The 13691-nt window shown below is 74.5% G+C and carries 11 protein-coding genes; 6 read left to right on the forward strand and 5 right to left on the reverse strand.

Going from position 1 to position 13691, the window contains the following annotated elements; translation table 11 throughout:
* Positions 1-29: 29 nt before the first annotated feature.
* The 3 genes from AC5L34_RS20765 to AC5L34_RS20775 all read right to left on the reverse strand — a co-directional run bounded on the left by AC5L34_RS20765 (position 30) and on the right by AC5L34_RS20775 (position 2721).
* Positions 30-1280, reverse strand: coding sequence for an MDR family MFS transporter (locus AC5L34_RS20765; RefSeq protein WP_494826510.1), 1251 nt, complete (start codon positions 1278-1280; stop codon positions 30-32).
* A 314-nt stretch (positions 1281-1594) separates the two neighbouring features.
* The gene (locus AC5L34_RS20770; protein WP_441176574.1) at positions 1595-1942 is read right to left on the reverse strand and encodes a histone-like nucleoid-structuring protein Lsr2; all 348 of its coding nucleotides are present in this window, start codon (positions 1940-1942) and stop codon (positions 1595-1597) included.
* A 137-nt stretch (positions 1943-2079) separates the two neighbouring features.
* On the reverse strand, positions 2080-2721 hold the full coding sequence (locus AC5L34_RS20775; RefSeq protein WP_441176573.1) for a response regulator: 642 nt from the start codon (positions 2719-2721) through the stop codon (positions 2080-2082).
* A gap of 58 nt (positions 2722-2779) precedes the next feature.
* Between AC5L34_RS20775 and AC5L34_RS20780 the strand changes: the two genes are divergently transcribed.
* The 5 genes from AC5L34_RS20780 to lon all read left to right on the forward strand — a co-directional run bounded on the left by AC5L34_RS20780 (position 2780) and on the right by lon (position 8295).
* Positions 2780-3541, forward strand: a complete 762-nt coding sequence (locus AC5L34_RS20780) for a sensor histidine kinase (protein WP_441176572.1) — start codon at positions 2780-2782, stop codon at positions 3539-3541.
* 57 nt (positions 3542-3598) lie between these two features.
* Positions 3599-4468: a manganese catalase gene (locus AC5L34_RS20785; protein WP_357720787.1), complete on the forward strand. Its 870-nt coding sequence runs from the start codon at positions 3599-3601 to the stop codon at positions 4466-4468.
* 70 nt (positions 4469-4538) lie between these two features.
* Positions 4539-5645: a putative manganese transporter gene (locus AC5L34_RS20790; RefSeq protein ID WP_494826513.1), complete on the forward strand. Its 1107-nt coding sequence runs from the start codon at positions 4539-4541 to the stop codon at positions 5643-5645.
* Between the two features lie 23 nt (positions 5646-5668).
* The gene (locus AC5L34_RS20795) at positions 5669-5926 is read left to right on the forward strand and encodes a hypothetical protein (RefSeq protein ID WP_494826515.1); all 258 of its coding nucleotides are present in this window, start codon (positions 5669-5671) and stop codon (positions 5924-5926) included.
* Between the two features lie 38 nt (positions 5927-5964).
* Positions 5965-8295 carry an endopeptidase La gene (lon, locus tag AC5L34_RS20800; RefSeq protein ID WP_494826517.1) on the forward strand — a complete coding sequence of 777 codons (2331 nt, stop codon included), beginning with the start codon at positions 5965-5967 and terminating at the stop codon, positions 8293-8295.
* A 65-nt stretch (positions 8296-8360) separates the two neighbouring features.
* Here lon and AC5L34_RS20805 read toward each other — a convergent pair whose 3' ends face one another.
* The gene (locus AC5L34_RS20805; RefSeq protein ID WP_494826519.1) at positions 8361-10157 is read right to left on the reverse strand and encodes a DEAD/DEAH box helicase; all 1797 of its coding nucleotides are present in this window, start codon (positions 10155-10157) and stop codon (positions 8361-8363) included.
* Between the two features lie 101 nt (positions 10158-10258).
* On the opposite strand from AC5L34_RS20805, the gene AC5L34_RS20810 reads away from it, so the two are divergent.
* Positions 10259-10786, forward strand: coding sequence for a 2'-5' RNA ligase family protein (locus AC5L34_RS20810; RefSeq protein ID WP_441176565.1), 528 nt, complete (start codon positions 10259-10261; stop codon positions 10784-10786).
* 95 nt (positions 10787-10881) lie between these two features.
* On the opposite strand, the gene AC5L34_RS20815 is transcribed toward AC5L34_RS20810, so the two are convergent.
* Entirely contained in the window at positions 10882-13101 is a 2220-nt protein-coding gene (locus tag AC5L34_RS20815; protein WP_494826522.1) for a glycoside hydrolase family 43 protein, read from the reverse strand.
* Positions 13102-13691 lie beyond the last annotated feature (590 nt).

A 13691-nucleotide genomic window follows, 5' to 3' on the forward strand; every position in this document is an offset into this window, starting at 1 on the left:
GACGTACCCGCCGGCTCCGGACGGTGCGCTCACGCCAGCGTCGCCGCCTCCCGCGGGACGGCCGGCGCCGCGGCGGCGCGCAGGGCGCTGATCCGCCGGGCCCGGGGCCGTACGGCGGCGAGGTTGCCGGCGGCCACCAGCAGAGCCAGCCCGAACAGGCCCAGCCAGAGCACGTCGGTGGAGTACCGGGCGGCGACCAGCCCGCCCACCGTCGGCCCGGCGAAACTGGCGAACGCGTAGCCGAGGGAATAGACGCCCTGGTACCGGCCGCGCTGGGCGGCCGGCGCGAGGTCCGCGGTCAGCGCCGAGTTCGAGGGGGTCATCAACATCTCGCCGAGCGTCCAGACGGCCACCGTGAGCGCGTAGAACCAGACGGCGTCGGCCAGGGCGGTCAGGGCGAAGCCGACGCCGACCACCACGACGGCGACGGCGATGGTGCGGGAGCGGTCGAAGCGCCCCACCAGCCGGGGCACGAAGAGTTGCCCGAGCACGATCATCAGACCGTTGACCGCGATGACCGGCCCGTACGCCGACGTCGGCAGCCCGTCGGCCTGCAACGCCACCGGCAGCATCACGCTGCCCTGGATGCAGAGCCAGGCCAGGCCGGTGAGGGCCGTGAACGCCAGGAAGACCCGGTCCCGCAGCACGGTGCCGAGCCCGGCGGAGTCGGCGCGGGCGAACTGCGCGACGGTCACCGGGGCGGGCCGCGACTCGGGCACCTTGAGCCCGATCAGGGCCGCCGTGCCCAGCAGCACCGCCGCGTTGATCGCGAACAGCAGCAGCGGGTCGGCCCGGACCAGCAGGCCGGCCACGGTCGCGGCGACCGCGAACCCGATGTTGATCGCCCAGTAGTTCAGCGTCAGCGCGCGCAGACGGTCCCGTTCGCCGACGACGTCGATGACGGTCGCCGTGAAGGCCGGCCGGGCGACGCCCAGGAAGAGCCCCAGCAGCAGGGTCAGGGCCGCCATCGCCACGGGGTGCCCGCTCAGGCCCAGCGCCACCGCCGCCGCCGCGGCGGCCACGTTGCCGGTGAAGATGGCGGGCCGCCGCCCCCACCGGTCCGCGACGATCCCGCCGAGCACGCCCCCGGCCGCGCTGCCGGCCCCGTGCAGCCCGATCACGATCCCGGCGTACGCGGGACTGAGGCCACGTACGGAGACCAGGTAGACGCCGAGGTAGATGGCGACGAAGCTGCCGAGCCGGTTGATCAGCGTGGCCGTCCACAGGTACCAGAAGGTGCGGGGCAACCCGCCCGCCGTCTGGCTCCACCATCGCGTCATCCGCCACCCCCGAGATCCGAGCAGGTAATGCTCGACAAAGCTGTCGCTCATTACACTCGGGAAGGGTGACGATCGCGGGGCGCCTCGGTGTGATCGTGGCGATGGTCACGGCCGGGAGGTCGGCGAACGCGCGTTCTGGGACGACTCGAAGCGCCCCGGCGTCGCCGATGGCCGATGCGTGCAATGGGAGCGGGCCGCGAATGGACCCGCCGGTGGGTGCGGGCCCCGCGAATGGTCCGCCGTGGGAAAAGACCGGCGGGGCCGCGCTGATTCCTCAGCGTGACCCCGCACGAGCCCGAGCGTGAGCCCGGCGGTCAGCGGTTCTTGTACGCCTCGACGACCTCGACCGGGATGCGGCCACGCTCGGAAATCTTGTAGCCGTTCTTGGTGGCCCATTCCCGGATGGCCCGGTTCTGCTCCCGGTCCATTCCCGAGCCGCCCGACGCGCCCGCCCGCCGAGGGGGCCGCCCAGTGTCGACGGACCCTCGGCCGATCCGCCGGCCAGCGTTGATGTACGGGTCGAGGGCCTTGCGCAGCACGCCCGCGTTCTCGTCGGAGACGTCGATGGTGTAGGCCACGCCGTCCAGACTGAACTCGACGGTCCGGTCGGCCTTTCCACCGTCGAGGTCGTCGGTCAGGACCGTGATTACTTTTCTCGCCATCGTCAATTACTCCCTGTGTGGGGCGGGGTGTGGTCAAAGTTTGACCTATCCCACGGTGAATCCGCAACAATGCGCGTCGTCCTCATTTCGGCGAGTCGTGTTATGGCGGGAAAACGGGTCGGCGCAAAGCCCGGCGTTCAGTCGCCGAGCAGACCGGCGTGACCCGCGAGCGCCGCCGCCTCGGCCCGTGTGGATACTCGCAACTTCCGCAGCAGCGCGGCCGTCATCCGCTTCACGGTGCGTTCCGAGACATGCATCCGTTCGGCGATCTCGACGGTGCTGCATCCCCGCGCGATGGCACGCAGCATGACCCGTTCCTCGTCGTCGAGGTCGACCGGTGCCGGCCGGCCGGAACGCAGCAGCGCGCGCAGCAGGTGTCCCGGCAGCACCGCCCAGCCGTCCAGGACGGCCAGCAGCGGGGGCAGCAACTCCTCCGGCTCGGCGGTCTTCGGCAGGTACGCCTCCGCGCCCGCGCGCAGCGCCTCCAGGGCGGGCGCCGGGTCCTCCCCGCCCGACATCGCCACCACCCGTACGCGGGGCGTGGTGCGCCGGATCGCCGCCACCGCACGGATCCCGCCCGGCGGCGGCATGTGCAGGTCCACCAGCGCCAGGTCGGGCAGGCAGCGTCCGACGAGCGAGGCGGCGGCCGAGGCGTCGCCGGTGGAGCCCACCACCTCGGCCCGCCCGTCGGTCGTCGCCGGCAGCAGCAGCTCCAGCCCGCGGACGAACAGCGGGTGGTCGTCGACCACGGCCAACCGGACGACGGGGGGAGCGGGCATGCCTGGTCCGTTCCCGAGCGGGTACCGATCATGCGGCCTAACGAGGGAGGTCGGGCGGATGCGCGCACGGCACGGGTGGCGAGGCCCGCTGCGGGTGCTCCGGTGGGCGGGACCCGAGGCGGGTCCCGCCGATCCGGGGGCCCTGGACACCGACCCGGAACTGCTGCTCCGCGTGCTCTGCCACGAGTTCCGCACCCCGGTCAGCGCCCTCACCTCGCTCACCCGCGCCCTCGCGGACGACCGGCTCGCGCTCACCGGCGACGACCGGCGCGCCATCACGGCGCTGGCCCACGAGCAGGCCGTACACCTTCAGGGCCTGCTGCGGGACGCGGCTGCCGGCACCGGTGCGCTCGCCCCGGCGGCGGACCCGGCGGCGCCGCTGGCGGAGATCCTGCGCGGCGCGGCGACCCTGGTGCCGCCGGGCCGGCGGCTGATCGACGTGACCCGGCGGGCCGGCGGCTGCCCGGTGCCGCGGCGGCGGACCCGGCAGGTGGTCACCAACCTGGTGGAGAACGCGTTGCGGCACGGCCCGGCCGCCGGCCGGATCGGCATCCACGCCGCGCTCGGCCCCCGGGGTCTGAGCATCGTCGTCACCGACGAGGGCAAGATCGACCCGTCCCTCGTCGAGGCCCTGAGCCGCCCCGGCCCCGGCGCCGGGGCCTCCGGGCTCGGGCTGTGGATCGTCCGGCGGCTGCTCGCCGCCGACGGCGGACGGCTGCGCCTGCACCGGCTGCGACCGCGCGGAGTGGCCCTCGAGGTGGTGCTGCCCGTGCCCGGCGCCGGTAGGCCGTCCCCGCGGGGCCACCGGTTGGCCCGATAGGGCCGGCCGTCGGGGGAACCGCCTCGGTGACAGCCCGACCGCACCGAGGAGGACACGTTGTTCAGCCACATCAAGGACCTTCAGTTCGAGGCCAAGCCGGACGGCCCGGACGCCGCGTTCGCCCGCCGGCTCCAGGAGATCCTGGGCGGCAAGTGGGGCGAGATGACCGTCGCCAACCAGTACCTCTACCAGGGCTGGAACTGCCGCCTGCCCGGCAAGTACAAGGACCTCTTCCTCGACGTCGGCACCGAGGAGATGGGCCACGTCGAGATGATCGCCACGATGATCACGCGGCTGCTGGAGAACGCCCCGCTGTCGTTGCAGGAGGCCGCCGACGACAACCCGATGGTCGGGGCGATCTACGGCGGTTCGAACCCGGCGCACTTCATCCACGGCGGCGGCGGAGCGCTGCCGGTGGACAGCGCCGGCGTGCCCTGGAACGGCAACTTCATCACCGCCAGCGGCAACCTGATGGCCGACTTCCAGCTCAACGTCACGGCCGAGGCGCAGGGCCGGCTCCAGGTGGCCCGGCTGTTCAACATGACCGACGACCCCGGGGTCAAGAACATGCTGCGCTTCCTGCTGGCCCGCGACACCATGCACCAGAACATGTGGATGGCGGCCATCGAGCAGCTCAAGGAGGACGGCCTGGAGGAGATGCCGGTGCCCGACGCCTTCCCGGACTCCAAGGAGTTCACCGAGAAGTTCAGCTACACGTACCTGGACTTCTCGCCGGGCACCGACGCGTCGGAGGGGCGCTGGGCGTCCGGGCCGGCGCCCGACGGCAAGGGCGAGTTCCGCTACGACCACAGCCCGCGCGCGCACGCGCCCGAGCCAGTCCTGCCGCCCGGCGACCCGAGGCTCTACGGGACGAACCCGGGCCTCGCCAAGGGCGCCGTCAACAAGGTCAAGAGCAAGCTCACCTGACGCCGTCGTGCCGGGGGCGTCCGCGAGCGGCGGGCGGCCCCGGCGACGCCGTACCCCGAGGAGGTGCGCCGTGACCGAACTCGTGCTCCGCCCGCTCGCGGACGCGTTCATGCAGGTGGGTGTGTACGTCGCCGTGATGGTGGCGCTCTTCGGCTGGCTGCGCTGGCGCTACGGCGACCGGGTCACCGAGGGGCTCACCAGCCGGCCCCGGCTCGGCCCGCTGGTCGGTGCGCTGCTGGGCGTCAGCCCCGGCTGCGGCGGGGCGATCGTCCTGATGCCGCTCTACGCCCGGGGGAAGGTCTCCTTCGGCACGGTGGTCGCCGCCCTGGCGGCCACCATGGGGGACTCGTCGTGGGTGGTGCTCGCCTGGAATCCCGTGTTCGCCCTGAAGATCCACGTACTGCTCTTCGCGGTCGGCCTGGTGACCGGGTACGTCGTCGACGCGCTCGGCATCGATCCGGCCCGCGCGGTCAACCGCCGGGTCGCCGCCGCACCCACGCCGGTAGGACTCGCGGCCGTGGGCGGCCCGGACCTCGCCGGGGCGCGACGGCTGCTCGGCGGGCTGCTGCCGCGCGTACCGGCGTCCACGGCGTTCTGGGGGCTGACCACGCCGGCGTTCGCCGTCTCGGTGCCGGTGGTCTTCCAACTGGTCGACCCGGGCGCGCTGAGCCGGTCCTTCGGGGGCGTCGACCCGTACCTGGCGCTGGGGGTGCTCGGCTCGCTGACCGCCGCGCTGATCTTCGCCGCCGGCCGGGGACGGCTGGCCGACGACAGCCTGGAGACGGCGCAACCCCGCTCGCTGCGGGAGACGCTGCGGCACAGCGCGCACGAGGCGTCCTTCGTCACCGTCTGGGTCGCGGTGGCGTACCTCGGCTGGCAGGTGGTGACGACCACGACCGGCTTCGACGGCTCCCAGCTCGCCCTCACCGGCCTCGTCGGCGTGCTGGTCGGCGCGGGCATCGGCCTGATCCCCGGGTGCGCGGTGCAGATCGTCTTCACCGGCCTGTACGTCAGCGGCGGCCTGCCCCTGCCCACTCTGGTCGCCAACGCGATCAGCCAGGACGGGGACGCGCTGATCCCGCTCGCCGCGCTGCGCCGGCACTCGGCGGCGCTCGCCACCGTCGTCACCACGGTCCCGGCGGCGGCCGTCGGCGCCGCGCTGCTCGTCCTGCTCTGATCCCGTACGGAGGGGAGATCCCGATGTCCGTCGCGATCCCGATCGCCCGCACCCGTCGCAAGCTCCTCGTCTTCGCCGTGCTGACGGGCGTCGCCGCGGTGGCCGGCCTGCCGGGCTGGACCGTCGCCGCACTGGCGCTGACCTGCGTGGCGATCCCGCTCGCGGTGGCGGTCGCCGGGGGCGCCGGCGGCGTGCGGGAGCTGCTGCGTCCGGGGCGCAGCGCGGCGGCGGCCGGTGGTCTGGGTCACAGTTCGGAACAAGGGGAACGCTTTGTTACTTGAGTTGGACACGCTCAACTCAACGCGATAGCAGGTGTTCGATGGCAACTCTCCCGGTACTTCCCCTGACCGACGCCGTGCTCCTGCCCGGCATGGTCATCCCGGTGACCCTCGACCCGACCACCCAGGCCGCCGTTGACGCGGCCCGCGCCACCGGCGAGGGCACGCTGCTCGCCGTGCCCCGCCTCGACGGCGAGTACGGCCCCGTCGGCGCGGTCGCCACCATCGAGAAGGTCGGCCGGCTGCCCAGCGGCGAACCGGCCGCCGTCGTCCGCGGCCTGTCCCGCGCCCGGATCGGCTCCGGCGTGCCCGGCCCCGGCGCCGCCCTCTGGGTCGAGGCGACCGAACTCGACGAACCCGCTCCCGCCGGGCGTGCCCGCGAACTCGCCCGCGAGTACCGCGCCCTCATGACGTCCGTGCTCCAGCAGCGCGGCGCCTGGCAGGTCATCGACGCCATCGAGCGGATGACCGACCTCTCCGAGCTGGCCGACTCGGCCGGCTACGTGTCCTGGCTCAGCCTCGCCCAGAAGACCGAACTGCTCGCCGCGCCGGACGTCACCGCCCGGCTGGAACTGCTCGTCGGCTGGGTGAAGGACCACCTGGCCGAGCAGGAGATCGCCGAGCAGATCAGCACCGACGTCCGCGAGGGGCTGGAGAAGTCCCAGCGGGAGTTCCTGCTGCGCCAGCAGCTCTCCGCCATCCGCAAGGAACTCGGCGAGGACGAGCCGGACGGCTCCGCCGACTACCGGGCCCGGGTGGCGGCCGCCGACCTGCCCGACAAGGTCCGCGAGGCGGCGCTGCGCGAGGTCGGCAAGCTGGAGCGGGCCAGCGACGCCTCCCCGGAAGCGGGTTGGATCCGGACCTGGCTCGACACCGTGCTGGAGATGCCGTGGGGCACCCGTACGGAGGACCACACCGACCTGGCCGCCGCCCGCGCCGTGCTCGACGCCGACCACGCCGGCCTGGCCGACGTCAAGGACCGCATCCTGGAGTACCTCGCCGTGCGCAACCGGCGCGCCGAGCGCAACCTCGGCGTCGTCGGCGGCCGGGGCTCCGGCGCGGTGCTCGCCCTCGCCGGCCCGCCCGGCGTCGGCAAGACCAGCCTCGGTGAGTCGGTCGCCCGCGCGCTCGGCCGCAACTTCGTCCGGGTCTCCCTCGGCGGCGTACGCGACGAGGCCGAGATCCGTGGCCACCGGCGCACCTACGTCGGCGCGCTGCCCGGCCGGATCGTGCGCGCCCTGCGCGAGGCCGGCTCGATGAACCCGGTCGTGCTCCTCGACGAGGTCGACAAGCTCGCCGCCGGCTACTCCGGCGACCCGGCCGCCGCCCTGCTGGAGGTACTCGACCCGGCGCAGAACCACACCTTCCGCGACCACTACCTCGAGGTCGACCTCGACCTGTCCGACGTGCTCTTCCTGGCCACCGCCAACGTGGTGGAGGCCATCCCCGGCCCGCTGCTGGACCGCATGGAACTGGTCACCCTCGACGGGTACACGGAGGAGGAGAAGGTCGCCATCGCCCGCGACCACCTGCTGCCCCGGCAGCGGGAACGGGCCGGGCTCACCGCCGAGGAGGTCGACGTCGCCGACGACGCCCTCGCCCGGATCGCCGGCGAGTACACCCGCGAGGCCGGCGTACGGCAGCTCGAACGGGCGCTCGCGAAGATCCTGCGCAAGGTCGCGGTGGCCCTGGCCACCGACCCGGCGCCGGTCCGCGTCGACACCGGCAACCTCGCCACCTACCTCGGGCGGCCGAAGTTCACCCCGGAATCGGCGGAGCGGACGGCCGTGCCCGGCGTCGCCACCGGCCTGGCCGTCACCGGCGCGGGCGGCGACGTGCTCTTCATCGAGGCCACCAGCATGGAGGGCGAGCCGGGGCTGACCCTGACCGGCCAGCTCGGCGACGTCATGAAGGAGTCGGCGCACATCGCGCTGTCGTACCTGCGCTCCAACGGGCGCCGCCTCGGGCTCGACCCGAACGCCCTGGCCGGACGGCGGATCCACCTGCACGTGCCGGCGGGCGCGGTGCCGAAGGACGGCCCCAGCGCCGGTATCACCATGGTGACCGCCCTGGCGTCGCTGGCCAGCGGCCGGCCCGTGCGGCCCGAGTTCGGGATGACCGGCGAGGTCACCCTCTCCGGCCGGGTGCTGCCCATCGGCGGGGTGAAGCAGAAGCTGCTCGCCGCCCACCGGGCCGGCCTGACCGAGGTGATCATCCCGGCCCGCAACGAGCCGGACCTCGACGACCTGCCCGCCGAGGTGCGGGAGGCGCTGTCCGTGCACACCCTGGCCGACGTCGCCGACGTGCTCGCCCTGGCGCTGCGTCCGGCCGACGCCGACACCCGCCCCGACCCGGCGCTGACCGCCGCCTGAGGTGTCAGGAAGGGCCCCCTGCTACGCGCGAGGCGTTGACAGGGGGCCCTTCCTGACGTGCGGGGTCAGCGGCGGTCGCGCCGGTCGAAGTCCCGGTCGCGGCGCTCGCGCCGGTCGGCCCCGTCGAAGCGGCGCTCGCCGCCGCCGTCGACGTCACGATCCCGGCGTACGGTCGCCTTGCGACCCTTGATGGTGCTGCCGCGCAGCCCCGCGATCACCTCGTCGGCGACGCCCTGGGGCACCTCCACCAGCGAGAACCGGTCGGCGATCTCGATCGAGCCGATGTCCCGACCGCTGATCCCGGTCTCGCCCGTGATCGCGCCCACCAGGTCCTGCGGGCGGACCCCGGCGCGCCGGCCCAGCCCGATGAAGACCTGGGTGGTGCCGCCGGTGCGGGGCCGGGCACCGCCCCGGCGCTCGCCCCGGCCGCCGGCCTCCGGTCGCCCCTCGCGCGGGCCCCGGACGGGAACCTGGGGGATCTCCTCCTCGTCGTCCGAGCCCGGCGACGTCGCCTCGTGCGCCAGCTTCACCGCCGCGAGGGCCACCTCGACCAGGTCGAACTCGTCGGTCAACGACTCGACGATCGCCCGGTACGGGTCGAGGTCGTCCTCCAGCAGGCTCTCCCGCAGGGCGCCCTGGGTCAGCTCCAGCCGCCGGGTACGCATGTCCGCCACGGTCGGGATCTTGTCGATGGTGATGCGCTGACCGGTGACCCGCTCGATGGTCTTGAGCATCCGGTGCTCGCGCGGCTCGGCGAGAGTGATCGCCACGCCCTCCCGCCCGGCCCGGCCCACCCGGCCGATGCGGTGCACGTACGACTCGGGCGCCGACGGCACGTCGTAGTTGACCACGTGGGTGAGCTGCTCGACGTCCAGACCGCGCGCGGCCACGTCGGTGGCCACCAGCAGGTCCGCGGTGCCCGTACGCAGCCGGCCCATCACCCGGTCACGCTGCTCCTGGCTCATCCCGCCGTGCAGCGCCTCGGCCCGGTAGCCCCGGCCGTTCATCGTCTCGGTGAGCCGGTCGACCTCCTCGCGGCTGCGGCAGAAGACGATCGCCGCCGTGGGGGACTCGACGTCCAGCACCCGGCCCAGCGCCGCCGGCTTGTGCGCCCGGGCGACGATGTACGCGCTCTGGCGCACCCGGGGCGCCTCGCCGGCCACCGGCTGCTCGCGGGCAATGAGGATGCGTACCGGGTCGGTCAGGTGCTTGCGGGCCAGCCCGTCGATGCGCGCCGGCATCGTCGCCGAGAAGAGCACCGTCTGCCGCTGCTCCGGCGCGTGCTCCAGGATCGCCTCGATGTCCTCGGCGAAGCCCATGTCGAGCATCTCGTCGGCCTCGTCGAGCACCACCGTGGCCAGCGCGCCCAGGTCGAGCGTGCCCCGCGCGATGTGGTCCAACGCACGGCCCGGGGTGGCGACCACGACGTCGACGCCGAGGTCCAGGGCGCGCAACTGCCGGCCGATCGGCTGCCCGCCGTAGATGGGCAGCACCCGCGCGCCCAGGTCCTTGCCGTAGCGGTGGAACGCCTCGGAGACCTGCACCGCCAGCTCGCGGGTGGGCACCAGCACGAGCGCCACCGGGGCGCCGCCGGGCCGGTCGTCGGGCATCCGCTGCAACAGCGGCAGCGCGAAGGCGGCCGTCTTGCCCGTACCCGTCGCGGCCTGACCCAGCAGGTCCCGACCGGCCAGCAGCGGCGGGATGGCCTCCCGCTGGATCGGAGTGGGCTCCTCGTAGCCCAGGGCGGTCAGCGCGCCCAGCAACTCGGCGCGTAGTCCGAGATCCGCGAAGGCGCTCGTGTCGTCGAGGGCGGCGGGGGCGGGCTCGGTGGGCGGGTCGTGCCGTACGGGTGCGGAACTCATGCCGTCAAGCTTTTCATCACCGCCGCGACGCCGTTTCGCCGACCGGCACAACCGTGACCCGGGCGGGCCCGTCGCCGTGCCCCGGGGGCTAGCCTGGCGGCGTGCGTACGGTCGAACTGGTCTGCTCGCCCGAGCTGGAGGCGGCCGTGCGCGGCGCCTGGGAGCGGCTGGCCGCGTCGGGCCTGCCGAGCCTGGCCCGCAACGCCCACCCGACCAACCGGCCGCACCTGACCCTCGCCGCCGTCGACGAGTTCCCGCCCGGCGCCCGGCCGCGCCTGGCCGCACTGTTCGACGCGGCGCTGCCGCTGCCGGTGCGGCTGGACCGGATCGCGGTGCTCGACGGCAGCGCCCCGCTGGTGTGGCTGCTGCGCCCGTCGCCGGAGCTGACCGCCCTGCACGCGTCGGTGTGGGACGTCCTGGCGGCGGCGCCGGGCCAGCGCCCCTGGCACGCCCCCGGGCGCTGGCGGCCGCACCTGAGTCTGGCGCTGCGCTTCCGCGACGCCGACCGCCGGCTGGCCCGCGCGGTCGCCGGCGTCGAGCGCCCCGGCGGTACCTTCGTCGCCGCCCGCAGCTACGACGGGTCGACCCGGACGGTCAGCCCGCTCGGCGGCGACGACCGCCGCGGCTGACCGGCCCCGCCGCCGCGCCGGCCCCGCCGCCCGGAGACGGGGCCGGGCCCCACCGTCCGGCGGGGGCCCGGCCCGGTCGAAGGGCTCAGCGGGGCTCAGCGGTGGAAGCGCAGGTAGTCGAAGTGCGCGGTGACCGCCGGGTCGGCGCCGCCGTGCGCGACCAGCCCGATCCGGGGAGTGGTGTCGGCCGGGAACGTCCAGACCCCGCCCCACGTCCAGTTGCGCCCGTCCCGGCTGGAGCCGGCGCGGAACTCGTGCTCGCCGGAGACCGGGTCGACCCGGTGCGCCAGCCGCAGCCAGGTGGTGGTCGCCGGGGTGCCGACGATGGTGCCGCCGTAGACCGGCCGACCGGCGAAGGGCAGCTCGTAGCCGTACTCCACCTGCCGCGTGTTCCAGATGGCGACCTGCGACAGCCGGGCGAAGCGGTCGTCGTCGACATAGGCGACGAGCCCGGCCTGCTGGTAGTTGCGGACCGTCTCCTCGCCGAGGTCGAGGGTCACCTTCGTCTCCACGACGTAGTCGCCGCCCGGCGCGTCGCGCAGCAGCACGCCGGCGGTGTTGCCGGTGCCGGTCAGGTCGGTACCCTGCACCGGCCAGCGCAGCGCCCCGCCCGACACGGTGGCCGCCGGGTCCGGCCGGAGCCACCGCCACGCCGGGTCCAGCCCGCCGGTGAACTCGTCGGAGAACGCGGGCAGCAGTCGGCCCGCCCGCGGCTCGGCGACGGCGTGGCGCACCGGTCGGTGCAGCCGGGCGACGCTGACGTTGTCGAACCCGGCGGACCCGCCGGTCGCGGTGAGCGTGAGGCGCCCCGCCACCGGCCGCGCCAGCCGCAGCGACACGACCGCCAGCTGGTCGCCGAGGCGGGCCGGGCTCAGCTCGGCCACCAGGTCCCGGCCGCGTACCTCGACGGCGAGGTGGTGCCCCGCCGCGGCGTCGAAGCCGGCGGGCAGCGGCGCGCTCACGGTACGCCCGCCGTCGGCGGCGACCAACCGGCCGGCGGCGGCGTCCACCCGCACCGAGACCCGGCCGCCGAGCGTGAGCCCGGCCGCCCCGGCGGCGGAGAGCCGCAGGTCGGCCTCCGCCCGCACGTCACCACCCACGGTCGTACGGCTGGTCAGCGCGCCGCTGCCGGTGAGGCGGCCGTCAGTGACCCGCCAGTCCCCGGCGCCGCGCCGCCAGCCGTCCAGCCCGGCGTCGAAGCGCTCGTCCACCCGCCCGGTGGTGACCGGCGCGGGCCGGGCGCCCTCGGACGGGCCGGCACCGGCGTTCACCGTCGGCCAGCCGTCGATCCAGTCGAGGCGGTCCAGCAGCATCGGCCGCTCGTTGACGCCGAACGGCTCGTCCAGGTAAGGGTCGGCCCGGTCGATCGCGTGGTAGACGATCCAGTCCTGGCCCGACAGATCGGTGAGGAAGCCGTTGTGGCCGGTCCCGATCCACCGGTTGCCGTTCTGGGTGAGCACCGGCGTACCGCCGGCCCGGGAGGCGGTCAGCGCGATGCCGTCGCGGTCGACGAACGGCCCGCGCGGGCTCCGGGACCGGCCGACCTGCACGGAGTAGCCGGTGGCCGGGCCGGCGCAGCAGTTGGCCGTGGACGCGAACAGGTAGTACCAGCCGTCGTGGCGCACCACGTGGCTGCCCTCGAACTTGTTGTCGATGGCGACCATGGTGGGCGTGCCGACCGCGCGCAGCCCGTCGGGGGACAGCTCGGTCACCGAGATCCCGCCGTAGTAGCTGCCGTGGTAGAGGTAGTGCCGGCCGTCGACGTCGGTGAACTGGCTCGGGTCGATGGTCCACAACCAGCCCCCGCCACCGCCGGGGCGGGGCGCGACCACGGGCTCGTCGGCGAAGGTCCACGGGCCGGTCGGGGTGGGTGCGGTGGCCGCGCCGACGGCGAAGTCGCCCCCGTCTGGGGAGACGGTCGTGTCGGTGACCGTCACGTACATGACCCAGCGGTCGCCGACCCGGCGCACGTCGGGGGCCCAGAAGCCGGCGCCCGGCGCCGCGTACGCCGGGCGCTGATCGGCGCCGAAGGCGTCCCCGACGTACGTCCAGTCGACGAGGTCGGCCGAGCGGGCGGTGGGGACGCGGTGGAAGACCCCCTCGCCTTCGCGCAGCGGGTCGGTGGTGCCGTACGCGTACCAGAAACCATCCTCACCACGGACGATCACCGGGTCGGCGAAGGTGTCGGCGAACCCGGCCGAGACGGGATTGTGGTAGCGGAGGTCGGGTACGGCGGCGGCCGGCGCGGACGCCGTCCCGGCCAGGACCAGACCGATGACGGCGGCGAGCGCCCCGGCGCGGCGGAGATGTCCCATCAGACCTGCCTCGGGTGCGAGATGTCGATCAGGATCGGTGCGTGTCCGTTTCTACAACGTTGGATACAACGTTGTAAAGGAGTGACGGCACGTCAGCGTCCGCTGCGAGGTACCCGTGCCCCGGGCGTGGGTCCGTGGCCACTCCGCCGCCGGTCCGCCGCCGGTCCGCCGCCGGTCCGCCGCCGGTCCGCCGCCGGTCCGCCGCCGGTCCGCCGGCGGTCTGGCGCGGTGGTCTGCAGCCGGTCCGCAGCGGTCTGGCGCGCTGGTCCTGGCGCTGATCCGGCGCGCTGGTCCCCGGCCCCGTCCCTGCCCCGCCTCCGTCCCTGCGTCCGCCTCCGCGTCCGCCCCCGCGTCCGCTGCCGTGCTCGCCGCCGGTCGGCGTTCCGCCGCCGTGCGCGCCTCGCGCCCGTCGGTCGGCGCTTCGCGGACGCCCGTTCCGCCCGGCGGTCGCTTTCAAAACCGATCTTCCGGGCGGCGGAAAACAAGAGGCCCGTCCCGAAGCTTGTTACGGACGGTGATGGCGAGCGGTGGTCACCGTGTGTCACGGCTGACGCTTCGGCCGCTGATGGCTCTCTCGCCCCTTTGCTCTG

Source organism: Micromonospora sp. ZG13 (assembly GCF_059359355.1).

Excerpts from the sequence above, each read along its gene's own strand:
- AC5L34_RS20805 (WP_494826519.1), bottom strand. The coding sequence starts at position 10,157 with ATGAGTTCCGCACCCGTACGGCACGACCCGCCCACCGAGCCCGCCCCC.
- AC5L34_RS20780 (WP_441176572.1), top strand. The coding sequence starts at position 2,780 with ATGCGCGCACGGCACGGGTGGCGAGGCCCGCTGCGGGTGCTCCGGTGG.
- AC5L34_RS20775 (WP_441176573.1), bottom strand. The coding sequence starts at position 2,721 with ATGCCCGCTCCCCCCGTCGTCCGGTTGGCCGTGGTCGACGACCACCCG.
- AC5L34_RS20815 (WP_494826522.1), bottom strand. The coding sequence starts at position 13,101 with ATGGGACATCTCCGCCGCGCCGGGGCGCTCGCCGCCGTCATCGGTCTG.
- lon (WP_494826517.1), top strand. The coding sequence starts at position 5,965 with ATGGCAACTCTCCCGGTACTTCCCCTGACCGACGCCGTGCTCCTGCCC.
- AC5L34_RS20795 (WP_494826515.1), top strand. The coding sequence starts at position 5,669 with ATGTCCGTCGCGATCCCGATCGCCCGCACCCGTCGCAAGCTCCTCGTC.
- AC5L34_RS20770 (WP_441176574.1), bottom strand. The coding sequence starts at position 1,942 with ATGGCGAGAAAAGTAATCACGGTCCTGACCGACGACCTCGACGGTGGA.
- AC5L34_RS20765 (WP_494826510.1), bottom strand. The coding sequence starts at position 1,280 with ATGACGCGATGGTGGAGCCAGACGGCGGGCGGGTTGCCCCGCACCTTC.